This window comes from Caldalkalibacillus salinus (assembly GCF_016745835.1).
Lineage (GTDB): Bacteria > Bacillota > Bacilli > Caldalkalibacillales > JCM-10596 > Caldalkalibacillus_A > Caldalkalibacillus_A salinus.
The window spans coordinates 14847-35667 of record NZ_JAERVL010000033.1 but is presented as its reverse complement, the minus strand read 5'-3'; the positions used below and the strand labels follow the sequence as shown (position 1 = coordinate 35667).

The window sequence follows — 20821 nt, the reverse complement described above, 5'->3', positions numbered from 1 at the left end:
CCGTACTTGGGGCTAAAAATTTATTTAGGACGTTTTTGACACAATAAAAAAAGCCTACCACTAGGATAGGCTCACGTGTCTATCTTCAAACTTACTGCTCCATTTGTTTACCTAAAAATCCTGCTGCCGTTTCCGTTAATTTTTCTTCGATGTCCCCCATATCGACGCCCTCTTGTTTACTTAAGAGGATAACAGCACCGATAGGGTCTCCTCCTGCTACAATAGGGGATACACAGTATGATGTATATTCTTCATTCACATCTTTGCAAATCTCAAAATTTCCTTTGTTACCCTCTACCAATGTTTTGCGTTCGTTCATACTTGATTCAACGACATGTCCAACTGATTTTTCTAAGTACTCTTTTTTCGATATGCCAGCAACCGCAATAATATGGTCACGGTCACAAATAAGGGTGGTATGTCCTAAACTTTCATACAATGAGTCCGCATATTCTTTGGCAAAGTCCCCCAATTCGCCAATCGGGGAGTACTTCTTTAATATCACTTCACCTTCACGATCTACAAATATCTCCAGTGGGTCTCCTTCTCTAATTCTTAACGTGCGACGAATTTCTTTAGGAATGACAACTCTTCCCAAATCATCAATTCGACGAACAATGCCTGTTGCTTTCATGTATTGATGCCTCTCTTTCTTTGTTTTTCTTTGTTGTATTTTGGTTAAATGTCACATCTCCCTTTTTATCCTTGCCTCTGCAGGTCTTGCCTTTATTATTTGTACCAAGATAAAACATATGCACTAATCACAGGAAAAACTGATTTTAGACAAAAAAAAAGAGCCTTGATGTGGCCCTTTTTTCACTCTTATATGACAGTGACAGATTGACACCGCCGTTACGTTATAGCTTACTCGTCTTCAGATTGAGCATCTTCTGATTGATCATCAGCATCCGCCTCTTCAACTTGAATGTTAATTTCCTCAATTTTATCCGGAAGGGTATTAGAGTAGTAATCATAGATCTTATCGTTCGCCAATTGACCATAAACGTTATCTTCAATCTCTTCAAAAGGTGTCACAGTACGGTCCTCGACGCGAATGATATGGTATCCAAAGTCGGTCTTAACCGGCTCACCAATCTCATCAATATCTTGCTCTAGTGCAGCTTGTTTGAACTCTGGAACCCACTGGCCAACGGCAACGTCCTCATACAAACCCCCGTTATCTTTGCTTCCTGGATCATCTGTATGTTCTGCTGCTAGCTCGGCAAAGTCAGCCCCTTCTTGAAGGTCTGCATAAAGCTCATCCGCTAATTGCTTCGCTTCTTCCTCTGTGCGGATTTCTTCCATCGACCCATCTGGCTGTTGTTCTTCAGTTGCCACTAATATATGACGAACTGAAGCGGTTGTGATCTGTTCTTGGATGTCTTCATAGAACGCCAAAGCTTCATCTTCGTCGATTTGTTCACGGAAATAGCTCTCCATTAAGTAATACCCTACGAGATGGTCTTTAATCTCTTCTTCAGAAGTGTGCAGTTTTTCGTAAGCTTCTTCAGTCTGATCTTCTGTGTACACGCTGTTGATCTCATCCCATAGCTCTTCAGCTTTTTGTTCTGCCCATTCAGTTGACGCCACTTCATCAGCGACCGTTTCCTGAAGGATTAAGAATTTAAGTAGTTCTTGGCGACTTTCTGCTTCGTTTACTTGAACACTAGGATTGACAAAACCATGGAAACCTAAATAACTAGCCAATTGGTCACCGGTAATCTCTCCACCCTCATACGTTGCCACCACGGTATCAGCTTCTAAGCCAGTGCGGTCTATTTCTGTAAATGAGATGTCTGGTTCCATTGGTAGATCAGCATTTTGTTCGTCTCCTGATGCCTCTTCATCGTTACCTCCTCCACAAGCGGCTACGATCAAGGACAGTGCAACAACCAATGCTAAAATGGTGAATCGTTTAAAGTGCATGCTCTTCTTCTCCTTTCAGGATGTCTCCTTCAACTAATTGATGTAATAGTCTTTCAATTATACTTAGCCATTCCGTTTCAGCTAACCCCTTTATTCTAACAGATATACCAATTTGGTGCTCGGAAATCAATCCGACTTTTCGGCCAAATTCTGTGACAATTTGAAAAAGCTTCCCTCCATCGAGTTTATCATTCTGGTTTTGCTCAAAGAGCATCCGCACAACACCCTGTTTTTGGATGATGCTCTCTAAGTTAAGGTGATGGGCGTATGCCCGTACCTTTGCCACAGACATCAAGCGTTGAACTGGGTCTGGTATCGTGCCAAAACGGTCTAACAGCTCATCTTCAAGCTCAAATACGTCCTTTTGCGTACGGGTGGCATGAACTTTTTTGTACATCTCAATCTTTTGCTTCCCATCTTTAATATAACTGTCAGGGAGGTAGGCGTCCACATGTAAGTCTAGTTCTAACTCTTTTTTATCCTCTACCTTGGTTTCACCCTTCATTTCTTCTATGGCTTCTTTTAACATCTGAGAGTATAAATCAAAACCGACTGAAGCGATAAAACCATGCTGTTCAGCTCCGAGTAAGTTACCGGCTCCTCGAATAGAAAGGTCTCGCATGGCGATTTTAAAGCCTGAACCAAGCTCAGTAAATTCCTTAATGGCTTGAAGGCGTTTCTCAGCCACTTCCGTTAACACTTTATCTCTCTGGTATGTGAAATAAGCATAAGCCATACGACTGGAACGACCGACTCTACCTCTCAGCTGATAGAGCTGTGATAATCCCATTTTATCGGCATCATGAATGATGAGCGTATTCACATTAGGAATATCAACGCCCGTCTCAATGATCGTCGTGCTCACGAGGACGTCATACTCTCCATCAAGAAAGTCAATCATAATGGCTTCTAGCTCCGTTTCTTTCATTTTACCATGCGCTGTTGCGATTCTGGCGTCTGGTACTAAAGCGCGAATATGTTCAGCCATTTGGTCGATCCCTTGTACTTGGTTGTACAAGAAATATACTTGTCCCCCCCTGGCTAACTCCCTTTCTATCGCCTCCCGTATGAGTGCAGCATTAAATTCAACGACATACGTCTGTACCGGAAAACGGTTCTCAGGCGGGGTTTCTATAACGGATAGATCACGTACACCAAGCATGGACATATGCAAGGTTCTTGGAATGGGGGTTGCCGTTAATGTCAAGACATCCACGTTTTGCTTCATTTGTTTGATTTTTTCTTTGTGCGAGACACCAAAACGTTGCTCTTCATCGACGACAAGCAATCCTAAGTCCTTAAACACGATATCCTTAGATAAGAGACGATGGGTTCCAATTACGACGTCTACAAGGCCTTCCTTTAACTTTTTCACCGTTTGGTTTTGTTCCTTCCTCGTACGGAAACGACTCAAAACTTCAATCTCAACTGGATAATCGTTAAACCTCTCTCTTAACGTTTCGTAATGCTGTTGGGCCAGTATGGTGGTCGGTACTAGGATCGCCACTTGTTTGCCATCCATTATCGCTTTGAACGCTGCACGGATAGCCACCTCGGTCTTGCCGTAGCCTACGTCTCCACATAATAGACGGTCCATAGGGCGCGTCCGTTCCATGTCCTTTTTAATTTCCTCAATGGCGCGAAGTTGATCCTCCGTCTCTTGATATGGAAATAAGGAGTCAAATTCACGATGCATGGCGCTGTCTTTATTAAAGGCGTAACCGGTTGTTGCTTCTCTTTGGGCATAAAGCTTAATAAGGTCAGCAGCAATGTCTTTGACGGATGATTGTACTTTACTTTTTACTTTCTTCCATTCACTACCGCCTAAGGAATACAGCTTAGGTTCTTTTTCTTCTCCCCCGACGTATTTTTGTACCTGATCGATCTGTTCGACAGGGACATATAGCTTGTCATTCCCAGAGTATCTTAGATTAAGGTAATCCTTATGCACCCCACCAATCTCGAGCGTCTCGATACCGAGATATTTACCGATCCCGTGATTAATGTGGACGACGTAATCTCCTACGTTAAGTTCTGTATAATTCTTAATTCTCTCAGCGTTGGAGAGCTGTCTGCTTTTTCTAGAGCGCCTTTTTTGTTGTTTAGTGAAAACTTCACTTTCAGTCACAACCACGAGTGAGTGAAGTGGAAGCTCAAATCCTTGATGTAAACTGCCCGTCATCACGACAGGACTTCCCTCTTCTAAAACCTGTCCGCGATCATGTGAAATCTCAATGTCAAAGTCCTGAAGCGCATTTAACATACGTTCCGCTCGGTCTGTATCACTCGCAAGAAAGACCACCACTTGTTTACTTTTCTTCCAACGGGCCACTTCATTCTTAAGCATGGGCAGTTGCCCATGGAAGTTCTGCATCGTTTTAGAAGTGAAGCTCACAATATTTTCTGGATGCGTATGAGGTATTTGTCTAAGAAATAAAGACAAGTAGATAATCGGATTAACCTTCTTACCTAACCACTGGTCCAATGGTTGAGATAATTGGAGATCGCCCAAATACTCACCTGCGTGTATCAAGGACGTTTGCCAATCTGCTTCTTCCGTCTTGTAATGTTCTTCAGACTCCAATACTCTAGTGGGTTCGTCGACAATGATAACAGTATCCTTTGATAAGTAATCTAAAAGCGTGGTTTGCCTTTCATATAATACACTGACATACTTGTAGATGCCTTGAAAAGCAGCTTCTTGTTCTAATTGTTCGAGCTCCCATCCTAGTTTTTCTTGTAATTTGTCTTTGGCATCCTGATCCTTCATACGTCCTAGTTGTGTCTCTAGCATAGAGCCTAGTGCTTGGGCAGCACTTTGGTAATGCTCTGGTTTGATAATCAATTCGGAAGTGGGGCCAATGGTGACTTGCTTTTTCTGTTCTATTGAGCGTTGTGTCTCTAAGTCAAAGGTGCGAATGGAATCCACCTCGGTATCAAACAATTCCATTCTTATAGGGTGGTCATCAGAAGCAGGTAGTATATCGATAATGCCACCACGAACACTATATTCGCCATGTGTTTCTACCATATCCACCCTCTGATACCCTAAGTGATTCAACTGATGTTGTAGCGTTTCTAAATCTACGTCTTCACCTAAAGAAAAAGTTATTTGCGACTGCTGCCATTCTTCCTTCGGTGGCAACAAGCGACGAATGCCTGCTAAAGGTACAATTAATACTTTTTTATTCGGTTCTAAACATTCATTTAGGACTTGAATACGTTGCCCCTTTAACTCTGGACTTGCGGTTGCAATTTCAGAGGACATCAGGTCATTGACGGGATACAGTAAGACATCCTCTTCTGGTAACCACTCTACCATATCCTCATAAACTTTCTGAGCCTGATAGAGATTATGTGTGACAACCAGAACAGATTGTTCTTGCTTTTGATAGATGGCACTCATAAATAGTGTTCGGGAAGAGCCACTTAGGCCAGACACCATTTGTTCTTTTATCCCATTTTCGTATGCCGTTTGCACGTTTTGAAAATCTTCTCCTAAGGAAAAGTGTTGTATAATCCTATTCATAGCAACCTCCTCTCTCGCACCTATTGATAGTTTTAACATGAAGGACGATTAGTCATATATGATTGCGAACTCACAAGGCAAATAAGCCTTAGACCGTTCTAAGGCTTATCCCTCTATGTTTACTGTAAAATGTCTGTCTGAAGTAACAACTCCGGATATCTTTGAATCGTTTCTTGGCAATGCTCGCAGCACACTTGAGCAATAATATCACCATTTTCCTGATATTGCAGCATTTGTTCACGCTCAGTTGCAGATAGGGCATGAAAACCCAGTTTCTCTTCTTCCACTTCTTGATGACGTATATCACCAAGGTGGTGATTACAATAACGGCATACGTAACGGATGGCCATGAAGTTTTTCCTCCTGTTGTCTAAACATAATCCATTTTTAGTATGCCATGTTTTAAGCGTATTCATTCATTAATTGTCCTATTAACGATTAAAACGATTCATTACTTTTGAAAAATCAGGTTCTGTGACAAACGCAAGACTTGCTTCCCCAGCTTCTTCAATCCACGGCTGGAGATGCTTCTGTTCTTCTTTGGCAAACTTTCCTAGTACATAAGGGATAATGTCACCATATTCTGGTCGCCCAATTCCCATTTTGACACGCTGGAAAGCTTGGGTGCCCAAGTGAGCAATAATAGATTTTAAGCCGTTATGTCCGGCAGAACTCCCTTTCATTCTTAGCTTAAACTTAGCGAATGGCAGGTCCAAGTCATCGTAAATGATGAGGACATCATCAATCGGTATTTTATAATAATCCATTAAAGCGCGTACACATTCTCCTGATAGGTTCATATACGTCATCGGTTTCACGAGCATCACTTTTTGTCCTTCAACTAAACCTTCCCCCACTAATCCCTTGCCCTTGTTTTGTGTCACCTCTATATTTAATGCTCTAGCAAGGTGATCGATGACCATAAACCCTATATTATGTCTCGTATCCTCATACTTTGGACCGGGATTTCCTAGTCCCACAATCAATTTCATGATCTTTCCTCCCCATTTGCGTACACTTAAGGAAGGCGCAACCCCATCCGGTTACGCCTATCGTCCAACAATTAATCTTCACCATCATCATTTTCCACTAATTCTGGTTCATTTACCTCCTGCTGCGGTTCTTCTGGTTCCGTTTCAGTAGATGGTGCGGCTAAACGTACAATAACTGTATCTTCTTCATTAGTCGGCTTTATGCCTTGTCCAAAATTTAAGTCTCCTACTGACAGACTATCACCAATGTCAAGTGCTGAAACGTCGACAGTAATATAATCCGGTAAGTCTTTCGGTAGACACTCTACTTGTAAGGCATGGGTTTGTTTCTGTAATACACCTTTTTTGTTTGCTCCATCCTCCCCAACCCACTCCAAAGGTATGTCAGCCGTTAAAGTTTTGTCTAGGTTCACCTCTTGGAAATCAACATGTAACGTTGTCCCTTTTAATGGATCACTCTGCACTTCACCTATGATGGCTGTGGCTTGTTGACCGTCCCAATCTAATTTGACTAGCACGTTATGTCCATACTCTCTAAGGAGCTTGGAGAATTCCCCTTCTTCCACGGACAAAGAAGCGTTTCCGACTTTCTCACCGTAGACGACAGCAGGTATTCTTCCTTCTTGCCTTAAATTCTTGGCAACTGATTTCCTTTCGGTCTGCCTCGGTTGAGCGGCTAGTTTTTGCATATGATCACCTTCCCTATATTATTGTCCCCAGTATTCCCCTAGGTGGAAGGTGTCAAACACTCATGAAGAAATCTATGCTGTCACCGATTGTTAGGCAACGCGTATCTAGTCGAAAAGTTTACTCACAGATAACTCCTCATGCACTCGAATAATGGCTTCCCCCATAAGAGAAGCGACTGAAAGGACGCGCACTTGATCATTTTTCTTATCCTCGGTTAGAGGAATGGAGTTTGTGACGACGAGTTCCTTGATTTTTGATTGGGTTATACGTTCCATGGCAGGGCCAGATAGGACTGGATGTGTACAGCAGGCATAAACTTCCTTGGCTCCGTTATCGGATAATGCGTTCGCTGCTAGTGTAATCGTTCCCGCCGTATCGATGATGTCATCAATTAAGATCGCTGTTTTGCCTTCAATATGACCAACGATATTCATAATTTCAGCAACATTTGGTTTAGGTCGACGCTTATCAATAATGGCAATCGGCGCTTTCAGGCGTTCAGCTAATTTTCTCGCTCTGGTCACACCCCCATGGTCCGGTGATACGACAACAACATCTTCTAAGTTTTTCTCTAAGAAGTGATCACCAAGTATCGGGACGCCAAACAAATGATCCACTGGAATATCAAAGAACCCTTGAATTTGTGTGGCGTGTAAATCCATCGTGATGACTCTGTTCGCCCCTGCTGTCTGGATTAGGTTAGCGACCAGTTTGGCTGTAATAGGATCTCTTGCTCTTGCCTTCCGATCCTGTCTAGCATATCCATAGTATGGCATAACAACGTTGATACTTTTGGCTGACGCCCGCTTTAGGGCATCAATCATCACGAGCATCTCCATAATGTGATCATTCACAGGTGCACATGTAGACTGAATGACAAAGACGTCTGCCCCCCGGACACTTTCGTTAATATGCACCGATATTTCACCATCACTGAAATGAGAGATATTCGCTTTTCCTAAGGGAACACCTATATGATCACATATTTCTTTCGCTAAAGATTGATTAGCATTACATGTAAATACCTTTAACTTTGGGTCACGATAGTTGGCCATATCTTGTTCTTTCCCTCCGACTTTGATTTCATCTTGAATGTTGATCTATGTGATGATTTATTTTTTATTTTTTGCCCTCAACCTCGAAGCGTATCCTTCTTTGTTCGTTTGTTTTTCCCTTGCGATCGCTAAGCTATTCTCTGGGACCGAACGATTAATCGTGGAGCCCGCGGCAATATATGAACCTTTTCCGACTTCTACAGGTGCGATAAGGTTGACATTACACCCGACAAAGCTTCCTTCTTCAACAACAGTGCGGTGCTTTTGTTGCCCGTCATAGTTAACTGTGATAGACCCACAGCCCATGTTCACTTTTTTACCTATATCGGCATCTCCTATGTAGCTTAGATGTGGTATCTTAGCGCCATCGCCAACAACCGCATTTTTAACCTCGACAAAATCACCAATTTTACAGTTATCCCCAATATCGCTTCCGGGGCGTATATAAGCGTATGGGCCGATAGTGGTCTGTTCTCCAACTGTGCTCTCCGTCAGCGTGGAATGTTGCACTGTTGTTCCCTCTCCTATTTGAGCGTCACGTATGTCGGCGTTTGGCCCAATCACACAATCCTCTCCGATGACCGTTTGCCCGCTGAGCGATGTACCAGGATGTATCACGGTATCCTGACCGATCTTAACGTCTACCCCAATATAAGTGTGATCAGGGTCAATGATGGTCACACCTTCTCTCATATGCTGCTCATTTAAACGTTTTCTCAGTTTCTTTTCCGCTTCCGCTAAGGCGACACGATCGTTAACACCCATTGTAATGTCGGCATCCGGAGTGATATACGCAGATACTTTTTCTTCTTGTTTTTTAAGGATCTCAATACAATCGGTAATATAGTATTCCCCTTGTACATTATCGTTCGTCAATTGGGGTAGAATTGATACGAGTTTTTGATTGTCAAAACAATACATGCCCGTATTAATCTCTTTGATTTGCTGTTCTTCAGGTGTGGCGTCCTTTTGTTCCACGATCCGCGTGACATCAGCATGTTCATTTCTGACGACTCTACCATAACCTGTTGGGTCGCTCACTTGAGCTGTCAGAATCGTAGCCGCTGCACCCACTTCATGATGATGATTGACGAGCTGTTGTAAAACGTCAGCCGTCACAAGGGGTGTATCCCCGTATAATATCAGTGTTGTCCCATTTTTATCTAATAAATGATCCCGCGTGACCATCACCGCATGACCTGTACCGAGCTGTTCCTCTTGAAGGACGTATGTCACGTCTGGACCTAGCTCTTCTTTGACCTTATCGGCACCATGGCCGATGACTAAAACCGTATCTTTTGGCTTCATCTGGCGAGAATTATCTACAACGTGTTGAACCATAGGTTTCCCGCAAACAGGGTGCAACACTTTGTATAATTTGGATTTCATTCTTGTCCCTTTTCCTGCTGCCAAAATAACGGTGTAGATATCACTCATAGTGTACCTCCCGTAACGTTTTATTCCTTCTGACTATATCTTAAACTTTCTTTATTTTCAAGAATTCAGAAGTCGAAAAAATTATCCATTGGGCAAAACTTTTGCTAGCTTATGGCATCTAACATAATAAAAAGAAGACCCAACCTTAAGGTTGAATCTTCTTTTCATTGATAATGAACTTTTAATGATGCTAACATGACGGGTTTAAGCCCCTGCTTCTTCCACTTCCATATCTTCTTGCTCACCAACTGCCTCGTATTCAGCTAGTACAGCTGTTTGGATTTTCTCACGAGTTGCGGAAGAGATCGGGTGTGCAATGTCACGAAACTCTCCGTCTGGTGTACGTTTAGATGGCATCGCCACAAACATACCATTATTTCCATCGATGACGCGAATATCATGCACTACAAATTCGTTATCGATAGTGATAGAAGCAATTGCTCGCATTCTTCCCTCCGTGTTGACACGGCGGAGTCTAACGTCAGTAACCTCCATGCTTTTCACCACCTTTATCCAAAATAAATGCTTTTCAATAAATTTCAACAAAGGTGGGGAAAATCCTTCTTTTAACCTCATTTTTTTTCACATTTTTTTCACATTTTTTATTTTTAAGATTATTGCTTTCTTATTTAATGTTAATATGTCCCTTTTATGGGCCTATTCTGAAAGGTAAGCGATGCATTCTATCTCCACTTTGACCTGCTTGGGTAAGCCAGCCACTTCAACGCAAGACCTTGCGGGTTTTGTGTCTGCAAAATAGCGTTCGTAGACCTCATTCACTAATTGAAACTCACTCATGTCATCGATAAACACCGTTGTCTTGATCACATCAGATATTTCGCACCCAGCGGCCTTGAGGACCGCTGTTACGTTCTCTAATACCTGTTTCGTTTGAGCTTGTACATCTCCTTCAATTAACGATCCGTCTTTTGTTAGTGGAATTTGGCCTGATGTGTATACAAACGGGCCCATTTTAACAGCCTGTGAGTAGGGGCCAATCGCTTGGGGTGCCTCATCCGTTTGGATTATCTTTTTCTCTGCCATTTTATGACCTCCTTTTAGCCTTTATCGCTATGTTTATCAAAAATATTACCTAAGGTTAAGTTAATCGGTTCTTGAACTTGTTCGTCATGGTTAAAACGTATTAATGAGTAAACCTCATCAACAATCCGGTGCGTAGTCGTATCTGATTCCATGAAAACACAGGCCCCTACGACCTCTGCTTTGAACTCTTGTAACAGGTCCATCATACCCCGAATTGTGCCTCCTGCCTTCATAAAATCATCGACTATGACAACTTTAGAACTTTCAGGCAACGCTCTTCTAGACAGAGACATGGTTTGTATGCGTTTGCTTGACCCGGATACATAATTAATGCTGACCACAGAGCCCTCCATCACTTTCGTATCCCTTCTGGCAATGACAATGGGGACATTCAATACTTGGGCTGTGGCATAGGCTAATGGTATCCCTTTCGTCTCCACTGTCATGACACAATCGACATCTTGCGCTGCGAACAATGAACCGAATATTTTACCTATCTTGTTCACGATTTGCGGCTGGTGCAAATAATCGGAAAGATAAAGGTAACCTCCTGGTAACATTCGCTGTTCAGTTCTTAAGCCCTGCATCAATTCCTGCATCCATTCTTCTACCTGAGCCATATGGACGTCAGGAAGGAATTTCACACCGCCAGCTGCGCCTGGAACTGTTTCTAAGTCACCAACGCCTTCCATGACGAACACATCTTTAATAATTTGTAGATCTTCACTGATTGAAGATTTGGCCGACCCGTATCGTTCAGAGAATAGCGTTAATGGAAGGAGGAGACGAGGGCGTTCGAGTAAATATTGCGTCATATCGGCAATCCTTGCACTTCTACGTAATTTCTTCATGTCACCCCTCCGAAATCCGAATATTATGAGGGTAATATATCACTTTTATACGTTTTTATTCAAGTTTTTATCTTTCACCCAACGAACGCACGACGTAAACATCGCGACAAAATCCTTTTAGCGCATGATATATCTTGCGCATACGCGATTCCTTTTGGGTAATTCCAAAGACAGTGGGTCCGCTTCCAGACATAAGGACACCGTCCGCACCATAACGTTTCATCCGTTCTTTGATCTGTCCGACCTGTGGGTGTTCATATAGTGTGACTTCCTCTAGCACATTACCTAATGAGGCCGTAATCAATTCAAAATCCTTTTCTTTAATCGCTTCAATCATGCGTTCGGTATCAGGATGCGCCTTAATTTGGTCCGCCTTAAGCTTACCGTATATATTTCCCGTAGAAACACCAATAGGCGGTTTAGCCAAGATCACCCAAAATGGAGGTGGCGCTGGTAAAGGGATAATTTTCTCACCACGTCCTGTGGCCAATGCTGTTCCCCCATATATACAAAATGAAACATCTGACCCTATCTCTGCTCCTAGCGCTGCCATTTCATTCGTTGTTAACCTTAAGCCCCATAATTGATTTAATCCTTTGATGCATGCTGCCGCATCACTACTCCCGCCAGCTAATCCAGCTGCTACGGGTATCTTTTTTTGAATGGTAATATGTACACCTTGTTTAATATTAAATCGGGCTTGTAGGCGTTTGGCGGCCTGATAAACGAGGTTGCGTTGATCAGTGGGCACAAAGCTTGTCGTACACTCAACATGAATGTCCATGTCTTTTCGAGACACCATGTGTAAATGGTCCGCTAAATCTATTGAGGTCATCACCATTTCGACTTCATGATAACCGTCTTCTCTTTTATGTAATACGTCTAAAGTCAAATTTATTTTCGCTGGTGCTTTCATTGTTAATCCCATACGTTCACCACATTTCCCCATATTGCTTTAACATTTTACCATTATTAAATGGAGAATGACCAGTTTTAATATTCGTTTTAGGGGCCTAGGAGGCCCCGTCCTCAGTTTCTACTTCTGGTTTTGTTGTTGATTGGCTAAATTTTGCTCCGCAATCTCAATTGCTCTTTTGACCATATTACCCGCATCTCTCGACTTGATACCGCCCCAGCCTTCCTGTTGAACGGTATCATAGAAGCCTAGCTCCTTGGCTAGTTCGTACTTCAATGCGTCTGACATGATCCCTCTTCTTCTGGCCATAGAACAACCTCCTCCTCAACTCAGGAGCAGAAACCGATTGTTCTTAGTATGTACACCTCATTGACGCCTAAACAGCAAAACAGTAAGTTCTTCGATTTGAAGAACTTACTGTTTTACGTAGGAGATACGAATTTGATTGTCTTCGTCTTGGCATACTGTGAGCTCGACCGTTTCTGTTAGTATATCTGCGTAACTGTAGGAGACCCGTTCAAAGGAGTTCGTTTCTTCATCTAGTTTAACGATGAATACTGAAGGATACGTCTCTTCAAGAACACCCTCGCGCTCAACCGTCTTGCGTCTGCCTCCATTGGCCTTCAGCATGATCTTTTGTCCGATGTGTTCATCTAAGCTACGTTTAATATCCATTAACGCATTTCTTCCCATATACGACCACCTCACTCTATAAGACATTATAGCATGTCCGGAACTATAATGTCAAACAAAATTATTAATTATAGCAAGCGGACAAAAAGTTTGTCAATGATTTTTTATTTATCTTTTCCCTTATCATTCGTCATTATGTATGGAAAAACAAAAAAATCCCTCGTTTTTTTACAAAACAAGAGACCTTTTTGTCGATAAAATCGGCATATAGTCCTATGTCGTTGGGCGGCGCTATATCACCCTATCTTTGGGTCATATGTCGTATACGTCTTGATCATCCGAGGCATCGTCATCATCTTCTTGTATGCCCGGTTTACCAACGCGTAATGTCCCCCTCGTGTCTATCCCACCCAGACCAGAACTTCCTGTAACGGAATAATAAAGAATTTGACGCACACTAATAATCTGATTAATGGGTGTGTAACATGCTTTTTCCACGATAAAAACGGGATCCAACGCATGTATATTCACCCGCTCTGGTGAGCTTGCAAAATTAGCACCTGCTGAGATTAAGGCCTCAAAATGCGACTGACACGCCCCTGCAAATATAATCAATTGATCTCTATTACGCTCATATTCTCGTGCTTTGTGCACCGCCTCACGGAATTGGGAGGAGTGACGGTACGCATTGATGTCATCTTTTTCACCCTTTGATTTACTGTATGCATCATGCCCGGTCATGATTAGAATGTCGGGCTGTATTTGTTTCAATAGAGATAAGAGACGCTTTGGCATTTCTGTCTCAGGAACATGAATGCCATAAACAGGGATCTGGAGCTCCCTATAGACTTCCATACATTTTTTGAGGTAAGTCTGATCCCCATCCATATGCAAGACGCGTCCAGGGAGCTCAAAATAGGATTCTCCATACTCTCTTTTATGTTTGATTTCTTGCAGGGAGCTCGAGGTGCGTTCCTCCTCTTCCATCTGTTTTCTCCCTCTGGTACCATCGTCTATTTTGACCAGATCCCCCAATGGAGAGTCTGCAAACAGACGCATGTCGACCCCTTTTAATTCTGCTATTTGTTCGTTGCGGTCAATTGAGATAATCCGAAAATGCACATCAACATCATACGATTTCCTACCCACAATATCTCCAACATTAAAAGACATACCCATCCTCCTCGCTTTATCCTATGCAGTCTAAAGAGGAGGGGTGTATGCCCCATAATGCTGATGATGTATTTAATTTGAAAAGGCCAGAAAAACCAATCTAAGCCCTTTACATGCTCATCTCCACTCGTGTTATTCACTACCCGTATGTTGATATAGCGCATCACTTAACGTGGCAAACTCGTCCATTGTAAGGGACTCGCCTCGCCTTTTGCCATCGATATGGACTGCATCAAGCATGTCTTGAATGTCTGACTTTGAGTACGATTGACCTAAAAAGCTTTGTAAGTTATTCACTAATGTCTTTCGCCGTTGAGCAAAGCTCGCTTTGACGACTTTAAAAAAGTACGATTCACTTCGCACAACGACGGGCGGTTGTTCTCTTCGCTCAAGCTTAATAATGGCAGATTCAACATGAGGTTGGGGGATAAATACAGATTTGGGTACGGTTTTGACTACCTTAGCTTGGGCAAAATATTGTACGGCGATCGATAATGAGCCGTAACTCTTGGTGCCTGGCACAGCGGCTAGACGATCGGCCACTTCCTTTTGTACCATCACGACAAGATTCGTATATGGCACACCAGATTGCAAGATGTGCATGAGGATAGGGGTCGTGATATAGTAAGGCAAATTGGCTACAATGTGAACCCTCTCTACCTGTGTGAAGTGTTCCTGTATGATAGCTGGCAAATCTGCTTTGAGGACATCTTGATTGATCACTGAAACGTGAGGATAGGGTTGCAAAGTATCTTTTAGAACGGGTATCAGCCTTTGGTCGATTTCAAAAGCTAGCACCTTTTTTGCTTTTCGTGCCACTTGTTCCGTTAACGCACCGATTCCCGGTCCAACCTCAATCACGCCGTCTTGTTCCCTCACATCAGCTGTCTCTACAATGTTTTCTAATAGCTGGGCATCGATAACAAAATTCTGGCCCAGACTCTTTTTAAAGGAAAACCCGTACTGGTTAAGTATGGCTTTTGTTCTTAGTGGTGTGGCGATATCTTTATTCATATTGACTCTCCTGTCTTGCTCGTGCATAAGCTTGTTCAAATTCTACCTGTGTCACGCGGAACGATTGCAACCTCTTTTGAAACTGTTTCGCATTACAGTAGCCAATGCCTAAATTTTCCCCCATTAATGCACGTAACCGGCTCGCTTCCTGACTTCCAACTAATCCGTATGCTTGCAACGTTGAGATTGTAGGGGCAAAGGCATCATATTCTGAATCTGCCTCTTCTTTCTTATGATGAGCGTATTTGACATCCTTTAATGCCGCTCGAATTGCTCCAGGGCTAGCGTGTTCCACCCCTAGTTTGCCTCTCTTAGATAGCGCTAACGCCTTGGGGATAAAGGCATGCTTGCAACCGGGTACAGCCTCATCAATTAATTTCCGTATCCGCTCCCCTGGGTAATCGGGGTCCGTTAAAACGATCACGCCCCTTCTTTCTTGGGCTAGGCGGATGCGGTTCAGCTTTTCTTCATTCAACGCTGAACCACCTGTCTCAATGGTGTCAGCATCAACGGCACGCTGTACGGCGACCGTATCATCACGTCCCTCAACAACGATTATTTCATCTATTTTCATAAGCACCTCTACTCGCTAGCTGTTGGCCTCTCTGGGCCTATGACATACACTGTATACCCATGGCGAGTGCCAAAAGACACGGCTTGATTATGATCTTCAAAATAAACATCAATTTTGTTACCTCTAACAGCCCCACCGATATCCTCAGCACGGCGAAGCCCAACGCCGTCTATATACACCCAAGTGCCAATAGGAATAATATTAGGGTCCACTGCGATGGTCCGTCCATCTGAGGCTCGTGTCCCAGAACTTGTCATCCCGTACTGGGAATCATTCTTTCCCTTACCAGCTGACCTAGCAGAGTAAGCGGTTAAGGTGACGTCCTGAAGGACACGTGAAGGAGCAAAAACGTATCCGCCTCGAGACACGCTTGCTTTAGTCCCAACAGCTACAATTTTATCCTGTTTTTTCCGTACAACTTCAGTAGAGATCTTCTCCCTACTATATTCTTCTCCGTTCCTCCAAGTCACTAGAAAACGGTCGATGCCTTCTCCTGCGATCCCTTTTTGTACGACTCGCTCCTGTCCTCGTAAGAGCTCATCATCTTCTCTACGAATCGTTTGATAAGGAACAGTATAAGTTTCGGTTACTTCCTCTTGCTCAATATGAGCGATTTGTATTTGCTGATCGTGACGTATACGATCTTGCAATGCAACGTTGAGTTCTTCTGACTCTTGAACTTTAATGTTCTCTTCCTCTAGGAACGCTTCTACCGTATCGGCTGTTGTCCATACAGACTGGCGCTGGCCTCTATAATCTAAATTGACATTTTTAGCTGGTTCCCATACAACCGTAAGACCACTTTCTAGGGCTGTATCTGCGGAGGGCTGAAGGATATCACGGTGGGATACCTCTACATCTAGTTCTTTCATTAATTCTTCAACCGTATTCGCTTGCGTGCTAACCTCCTGATGCTTCCCATCAAGCTGCACGCCTACTTTTATTTCGTAGGTCACTAGGCCATAAGCCACAGATAATAGGCAAGTGAGCATGAGCACAGGGAGAACAAACCTTTGTGTAACGTAAGGGCCTAGTTGGTCTTCCTTGCTTTCGTTTCTCATCAAATCAATGATGTGTGACCACATAAAAATCCTCCCCTCCATAACCTTGAAGCCATTCTATAGTAGGCTTGACAAGTTGTCAAAAAGCATAACATGCCAACATTTTAATGGACATGGTGTTTTTCGACATGATTATGAAGGGAAGGTCGCTTGTAGAACCTAGACGTCTAATTTAAATACTTTACGCCCATTTTCTTGCGTGATGTGACAGATTTCCTCATACGACAATTTCTTTAGATCGGCCAAGGCTTGTGCCACATATTGAACGTAACTTGTTTCATTCCGTTTCCCACGATAAGGGTGCGGCGTTAAATACGGACTATCTGTTTCAATCAGTAAACGATCTAGTGGTATTTGCTTAGCCACTTCCTTGGGTTCTTTCGCGTTCTTAAACGTAATCGGGCCACCAAATGAAATATAGAAGTTCATATCCAAGCAACGCTGGGCGATGTCTATATCACCGCCGAAGCAGTGCATAATCCCTCCAACTTCTGCTGCCCCTTCTGATTCTAGAATGCTGACAACGTCCTCATGGGCGTCTCGATCATGAATAATAATCGGTTTGTCAACACGCTTGGCTAGTTGGATTTGTTGGCGGAAGATATCTATTTGAACTTCTTTGGGTGAGTTATCCCAGTGATAATCGAGTCCCATTTCCCCTATGGCGACTACTTTTGGATGTGTTGTGGCAATCTCTTCTATCCAATCAAGATCGGCTTGTGTACAATCCTTGGCGTCGTGCGGGTGCCATCCCACTGCAGCGTATACGAAATCATACTGTTCAGCTAATTCTAGGGTAGCTGGAATCGTCTCCTTGTTAAAGCCTACATTGACGAGCAGAGACACATCCGCTTCTTGCAGTCTAGCAAATACCTGCTCTCGATCTTCGTCAAAAGCGTGGTCATTCAAATGTGTATGGGTGTCAAAAAGCATACAATACTCCTTTCAACATGTGAGTTTAGAGTGATTTGAGTGTTTATAAGGGTCGGTTTTACTTCACTTTAGCGCCGTTTGGTAATTGATCACTCACCGTCGCCAGGGTCAAGGAGTCTCCTGCTGATCCTGCTAGTATCATGCCTTGGGAAAGCTCTCCACGTAGCTTAACGGGTTTAAGGTTCGTGACACAGATCACTTTTTGACCTACGAGTTCCTCAGGTTTGTAATACTGGGCGATACCAGAGACGACTTGACGTTTCTCATAACCCAAATCGACTTGAAGCTTTAACAGTTTATCAGCCTTCTTAACGGGTTCCGCTTCGTAAATTTGACCCACTCTCAGTTCGACCTTAGTGAAGTCATCAATGGTGATTTCATCTACTTCTGGTGCCTCTATCTGCATATCCTGGGCTGTATCATTCTCTGCCTTTTCCTCAGTCACGGGCTTGCTGCCACTCATCGCTTCTACGATATAAGCCACTTCCTCTTCCATGTCCAATCTCGGAAAAATGGGCTGACCTTTTTGTACTTGGACCCCAGCGTCTAACTGACCAAACTGGCGTAAGCTATCCCAAGCTGTCTTATTGCCTTGCTGTATACCTAATTGCGTGAAGACCTTATCAGGCGTTGCTGTCATAAACGGCTGAATGAGAACAGCGATCATTCTCAGAGATTCTGCTAAGTGGTACAGCACTGAACCTAAATTCTCACGCTTCTCCTCTTCCTTGGCTAGAATCCAAGGCTGAGTTTCATCAATGTACTTATTCGTCCGGCTTACAAGTTGCCATATCGCAGTCAACGCGACAGAAAACTCCATATTATCCATGGCCTCTTCAACCTTGTTTACTGTTTCTAGCGCTAAAGCTTCTAATCCCTGATCAAATTCAGACAAACGGCTTGAGCGTTCAGGTACTACGCCATCGAAATATTTATTGATCATGGCCACCGTTCGATTAAGTAGATTTCCTAAGTCATTGGCAAGATCGAAGTTCAACCGTTCAACGAAACCTTCCGGTGTGAACACACCATCGGCACCGAATGGAACCTCTCTCAATAAATAGTACCTTAGAGCATCCAAACTATAACGTTCGATGAGCGTAACAGGGTCAACAACATTGCCTTTAGATTTAGACATTTTACCGTCTTTCATCAGTAACCATCCGTGTGCAAATACTTTTTTCGGTAGGGGTAGATCTAAGGCCATGAGCATAATGGGCCAGTAAATCGTATGGAAACGGACGATCTCCTTCCCAACCAAATGCACATCAGCTGGCCAATAGCGCTGATACTTCTCTTGTAATGAGATATCTTCTGCCCCGTAACCAATGGCCGTAATGTAATTCGTTAAGGCGTCAATCCAGACGTAAATGACATGTTTCGGGTCACTCGTCACTCGAATACCCCAATCAAAAGTGGTCCGTGATACACATAAATCTTCCAGACCAGGCTTAATAAAGTTATTGATCATCTCGTTTCTTCTTGAAGCAGGCTGGATGAAATCGGGGTTCTCTTCGTAGAATTGTAATAAACGGTCAGCGTACTTACTCATACGGAAGAAGTAGCTTTTCTCGCGTACAAGTTCCACTTTACGCCCACAATCCGGACAGACGTTATCCGCTGCCTGTCGCTCTGTCCAAAAAGACTCACAAGGCGTACAGTATAGACCTTCATATTCATCAAGATAAATATCGCCTTGTTCTAAAAAGCGTTCAAAGATCTTCTGCACCACAACTTTATGTCTGTCTTGCGTTGTTCTTATAAAATCATCGTAAGAAATATCAAGCTTATCCCAAAGAAGCTTAATCCCGCTGACAATGTCATCGACAAACGCCTGTGGACTGACCCCTTTTTCCTCCGCCTTACGTTCTATTTTTTGACCATGTTCGTCCGTTCCTGTTAAAAACATAACATCATAGCCTCTTAAACGCTTGTATCGAGCCATCGCATCTCCTGCCACTGTCGTATATGCGTGACCGATATGCAGTTTGTCGGACGGGTAATAAATCGGTGTTGTCAGATAAAACGTTTTTTGATCTGCCATTCTAATCTCCCCTTTGCGTATATTAAAAAAACCCTCATCCCATAAAGGGACGAGAGTTACTCTCGTGTTACCACCCTAATTCCCTGCCTCCTTACGAAGGACAAGCTCCAGAGCCTAGGAAAAGCCTCCCACACGATAAATGCAGGTCCCTAGCCTACCCCCTTAACGCAGGGAAGAACGTAAGACCCTTAATCTTCTAATAAAAGTAGATCTCGAATCTTAAACTCTCCCAGACCATCTTCCATGTTTCGTTTATCCCGGTTTCCAGCTTCCCCGGTTCTCTGTTATAAACGTGAACATGTACTCATCTGTTCATAGAGTATCTTTATAGACTTTTATGTTTATTTATAAGGTCGATGTGGAATTATCTTTACAAGTCTAACATTTTCTAAGCAAAAATATACCTAACTTTCCCAAGCATTGTCAAGTTTTTACCCGATAAAGCGAATATTTTGTCGAAATATACTAATATATTTGTCGAATTTTAATTATTTTTGTTGAAGTTACCCTTTTTCTGTAAAAAAAGTGATTGACTAGTGCCTGTTCCACTGGTATTATGTGGGTAGAACGTGTCGAATTTTGACGATATAAAAAATACATTCATTTTTACTAAATGATGAGAGGAGAAACGCAAATGTTAAAAAGTACTGGTATTGTACGTAAGGTGGATGAGTTAGGCCGCGTTGTCATTCCAATTGAGCTTCGTCGTACGCTTGGAATTGCTGAGAAAGATGCACTCGAAATTTATGTTGATGGGGACAAGATCATTCTTCGAAAGTATGAACCTAGAATGGCCTGTATGGTTACGGGACAAATTAGTGAAAACAACATTGCCTTGAATGATGGCAAGATTATACTTAGCCCAGACGCTGTAAAAGAACTTCTACCAACGTTAGAAGAGTACGCGAAGAAGCATTCCTAAGATAAACGTCTCATGAAATCATAAAGA

Annotated in this window: 21 protein-coding genes and 1 other annotated feature; of the genes, 1 reads left to right on the top strand and 20 read right to left on the bottom strand. The window is 43.0% G+C overall.

The window, feature by feature from the left end:
- Nucleotides 1-91: 91 nt before the first annotated feature.
- The 20 genes from spoVT to metG form a co-directional block, all read right to left on the bottom strand.
- A complete protein-coding gene (gene spoVT, locus JKM87_RS16355) occupies nucleotides 92-634 on the bottom strand; it encodes a stage V sporulation protein T (protein ID WP_202081452.1) in 543 nt (180 codons plus the stop codon).
- A 230-nt stretch (nucleotides 635-864) separates the two neighbouring features.
- Nucleotides 865-1926, bottom strand: a complete 1062-nt coding sequence (locus JKM87_RS16350) for a peptidylprolyl isomerase (protein WP_202081451.1) — start codon at nucleotides 1924-1926, stop codon at nucleotides 865-867.
- The gene (gene mfd / locus JKM87_RS16345; protein ID WP_202081450.1) at nucleotides 1916-5455 is read right to left on the bottom strand and encodes a transcription-repair coupling factor; all 3540 of its coding nucleotides are present in this window, start codon (nucleotides 5453-5455) and stop codon (nucleotides 1916-1918) included. The genes JKM87_RS16350 and mfd overlap by 11 nt, the downstream gene beginning before the upstream one ends.
- A 119-nt stretch (nucleotides 5456-5574) precedes the next feature.
- The gene (locus tag JKM87_RS16340; protein WP_202081449.1) at nucleotides 5575-5805 is read right to left on the bottom strand and encodes an anti-sigma-F factor Fin; all 231 of its coding nucleotides are present in this window, start codon (nucleotides 5803-5805) and stop codon (nucleotides 5575-5577) included.
- 81 nt (nucleotides 5806-5886) lie between these two features.
- Nucleotides 5887-6447, bottom strand: coding sequence for an aminoacyl-tRNA hydrolase (gene pth / locus JKM87_RS16335; RefSeq protein ID WP_202081448.1), 561 nt, complete (start codon nucleotides 6445-6447; stop codon nucleotides 5887-5889).
- A gap of 71 nt (nucleotides 6448-6518) precedes the next feature.
- On the bottom strand, nucleotides 6519-7136 hold the full coding sequence (locus JKM87_RS16330) for a 50S ribosomal protein L25/general stress protein Ctc (protein WP_202081447.1): 618 nt from the start codon (nucleotides 7134-7136) through the stop codon (nucleotides 6519-6521).
- 105 nt (nucleotides 7137-7241) lie between these two features.
- On the bottom strand, nucleotides 7242-8192 hold the full coding sequence (locus tag JKM87_RS16325; protein ID WP_202081446.1) for a ribose-phosphate diphosphokinase: 951 nt from the start codon (nucleotides 8190-8192) through the stop codon (nucleotides 7242-7244).
- A gap of 57 nt (nucleotides 8193-8249) precedes the next feature.
- Nucleotides 8250-9629: a bifunctional UDP-N-acetylglucosamine diphosphorylase/glucosamine-1-phosphate N-acetyltransferase GlmU gene (gene glmU, locus JKM87_RS16320; protein WP_202081445.1), complete on the bottom strand. Its 1380-nt coding sequence runs from the start codon at nucleotides 9627-9629 to the stop codon at nucleotides 8250-8252.
- A gap of 204 nt (nucleotides 9630-9833) precedes the next feature.
- Nucleotides 9834-10124, bottom strand: coding sequence for a septation regulator SpoVG (gene spoVG / locus JKM87_RS16315; protein WP_202081444.1), 291 nt, complete (start codon nucleotides 10122-10124; stop codon nucleotides 9834-9836).
- 162 nt (nucleotides 10125-10286) lie between these two features.
- A complete protein-coding gene (locus tag JKM87_RS16310; protein WP_202081443.1) occupies nucleotides 10287-10673 on the bottom strand; it encodes a RidA family protein in 387 nt (128 codons plus the stop codon).
- Between the two features lie 14 nt (nucleotides 10674-10687).
- Complete coding sequence (gene purR, locus JKM87_RS16305; RefSeq protein ID WP_202081442.1) at nucleotides 10688-11524, bottom strand: pur operon repressor; 837 nt, start codon at nucleotides 11522-11524, stop codon at nucleotides 10688-10690.
- A 67-nt stretch (nucleotides 11525-11591) separates the two neighbouring features.
- A complete protein-coding gene (gene ispE / locus JKM87_RS16300; protein WP_202081441.1) occupies nucleotides 11592-12452 on the bottom strand; it encodes a 4-(cytidine 5'-diphospho)-2-C-methyl-D-erythritol kinase in 861 nt (286 codons plus the stop codon).
- 108 nt (nucleotides 12453-12560) lie between these two features.
- On the bottom strand, nucleotides 12561-12749 hold the full coding sequence (locus tag JKM87_RS16295; protein WP_202081440.1) for a small, acid-soluble spore protein, alpha/beta type: 189 nt from the start codon (nucleotides 12747-12749) through the stop codon (nucleotides 12561-12563).
- A 105-nt stretch (nucleotides 12750-12854) separates the two neighbouring features.
- On the bottom strand, nucleotides 12855-13133 hold the full coding sequence (gene veg, locus JKM87_RS16290) for a biofilm formation stimulator Veg (protein WP_202081439.1): 279 nt from the start codon (nucleotides 13131-13133) through the stop codon (nucleotides 12855-12857).
- Nucleotides 13134-13385: 252 nt separating this feature from the next.
- On the bottom strand, nucleotides 13386-14246 hold the full coding sequence (gene yabG, locus JKM87_RS16285; RefSeq protein ID WP_202081438.1) for a sporulation peptidase YabG: 861 nt from the start codon (nucleotides 14244-14246) through the stop codon (nucleotides 13386-13388).
- A 132-nt stretch (nucleotides 14247-14378) separates the two neighbouring features.
- Nucleotides 14379-15260, bottom strand: a complete 882-nt coding sequence (gene rsmA / locus JKM87_RS16280; RefSeq protein ID WP_202081437.1) for a 16S rRNA (adenine(1518)-N(6)/adenine(1519)-N(6))-dimethyltransferase RsmA — start codon at nucleotides 15258-15260, stop codon at nucleotides 14379-14381.
- On the bottom strand, nucleotides 15253-15834 hold the full coding sequence (gene rnmV / locus JKM87_RS16275) for a ribonuclease M5 (protein WP_202081436.1): 582 nt from the start codon (nucleotides 15832-15834) through the stop codon (nucleotides 15253-15255). Before rnmV ends, rsmA begins: the two co-directional genes overlap by 8 nt.
- 8 nt (nucleotides 15835-15842) lie before the next feature.
- Nucleotides 15843-16919, bottom strand: coding sequence for a 3D domain-containing protein (locus JKM87_RS16270; protein WP_202081435.1), 1077 nt, complete (start codon nucleotides 16917-16919; stop codon nucleotides 15843-15845).
- Nucleotides 16920-17054: 135 nt separating this feature from the next.
- Nucleotides 17055-17828, bottom strand: a complete 774-nt coding sequence (locus JKM87_RS16265) for a TatD family hydrolase (protein WP_202081434.1) — start codon at nucleotides 17826-17828, stop codon at nucleotides 17055-17057.
- 58 nt (nucleotides 17829-17886) lie between these two features.
- Entirely contained in the window at nucleotides 17887-19872 is a 1986-nt protein-coding gene (metG, locus tag JKM87_RS16260; protein WP_202081433.1) for a methionine--tRNA ligase, read from the bottom strand.
- A 42-nt stretch (nucleotides 19873-19914) separates the two neighbouring features.
- Nucleotides 19915-20197, bottom strand: a binding site (T-box leader).
- Nucleotides 20198-20506: 309 nt separating this feature from the next.
- Between metG and JKM87_RS16255 the strand changes: the two genes are divergently transcribed.
- Nucleotides 20507-20794, top strand: coding sequence for an AbrB/MazE/SpoVT family DNA-binding domain-containing protein (locus JKM87_RS16255; RefSeq protein WP_202081432.1), 288 nt, complete (start codon nucleotides 20507-20509; stop codon nucleotides 20792-20794).
- Nucleotides 20795-20821 lie beyond the last annotated feature (27 nt).

What these genes read in the sequence shown, in the direction of transcription:
- pth (WP_202081448.1), bottom strand. Translation starts at nt 6,447, where the DNA reads ATGAAATTGATTGTGGGACTAGGAAATCCCGGTCCAAAGTATGAGGAT.
- glmU (WP_202081445.1), bottom strand. Translation starts at nt 9,629, where the DNA reads ATGAGTGATATCTACACCGTTATTTTGGCAGCAGGAAAAGGGACAAGA.
- ispE (WP_202081441.1), bottom strand. Translation starts at nt 12,452, where the DNA reads ATGGGATTAACAATGAAAGCACCAGCGAAAATAAATTTGACTTTAGAC.
- rsmA (WP_202081437.1), bottom strand. Translation starts at nt 15,260, where the DNA reads ATGAATAAAGATATCGCCACACCACTAAGAACAAAAGCCATACTTAAC.
- veg (WP_202081439.1), bottom strand. Translation starts at nt 13,133, where the DNA reads ATGGGAAGAAATGCGTTAATGGATATTAAACGTAGCTTAGATGAACAC.
- JKM87_RS16310 (WP_202081443.1), bottom strand. Translation starts at nt 10,673, where the DNA reads ATGGCAGAGAAAAAGATAATCCAAACGGATGAGGCACCCCAAGCGATT.
- JKM87_RS16265 (WP_202081434.1), bottom strand. Translation starts at nt 17,828, where the DNA reads ATGCTTTTTGACACCCATACACATTTGAATGACCACGCTTTTGACGAA.
- rnmV (WP_202081436.1), bottom strand. Translation starts at nt 15,834, where the DNA reads ATGAAAATAGATGAAATAATCGTTGTTGAGGGACGTGATGATACGGTC.
- purR (WP_202081442.1), bottom strand. Translation starts at nt 11,524, where the DNA reads ATGAAGAAATTACGTAGAAGTGCAAGGATTGCCGATATGACGCAATAT.
- spoVG (WP_202081444.1), bottom strand. Translation starts at nt 10,124, where the DNA reads ATGGAGGTTACTGACGTTAGACTCCGCCGTGTCAACACGGAGGGAAGA.
- metG (WP_202081433.1), bottom strand. Translation starts at nt 19,872, where the DNA reads ATGGCAGATCAAAAAACGTTTTATCTGACAACACCGATTTATTACCCG.
- mfd (WP_202081450.1), bottom strand. Translation starts at nt 5,455, where the DNA reads ATGAATAGGATTATACAACACTTTTCCTTAGGAGAAGATTTTCAAAAC.
- JKM87_RS16270 (WP_202081435.1), bottom strand. Translation starts at nt 16,919, where the DNA reads ATGTGGTCACACATCATTGATTTGATGAGAAACGAAAGCAAGGAAGAC.
- JKM87_RS16325 (WP_202081446.1), bottom strand. Translation starts at nt 8,192, where the DNA reads ATGGCCAACTATCGTGACCCAAAGTTAAAGGTATTTACATGTAATGCT.
- JKM87_RS16350 (WP_202081451.1), bottom strand. Translation starts at nt 1,926, where the DNA reads ATGCACTTTAAACGATTCACCATTTTAGCATTGGTTGTTGCACTGTCC.
- spoVT (WP_202081452.1), bottom strand. Translation starts at nt 634, where the DNA reads ATGAAAGCAACAGGCATTGTTCGTCGAATTGATGATTTGGGAAGAGTT.
- JKM87_RS16255 (WP_202081432.1), top strand. Translation starts at nt 20,507, where the DNA reads ATGTTAAAAAGTACTGGTATTGTACGTAAGGTGGATGAGTTAGGCCGC.
- JKM87_RS16295 (WP_202081440.1), bottom strand. Translation starts at nt 12,749, where the DNA reads ATGGCCAGAAGAAGAGGGATCATGTCAGACGCATTGAAGTACGAACTA.
- JKM87_RS16330 (WP_202081447.1), bottom strand. Translation starts at nt 7,136, where the DNA reads ATGCAAAAACTAGCCGCTCAACCGAGGCAGACCGAAAGGAAATCAGTT.
- JKM87_RS16340 (WP_202081449.1), bottom strand. Translation starts at nt 5,805, where the DNA reads ATGGCCATCCGTTACGTATGCCGTTATTGTAATCACCACCTTGGTGAT.
- yabG (WP_202081438.1), bottom strand. Translation starts at nt 14,246, where the DNA reads ATGTCTTTTAATGTTGGAGATATTGTGGGTAGGAAATCGTATGATGTT.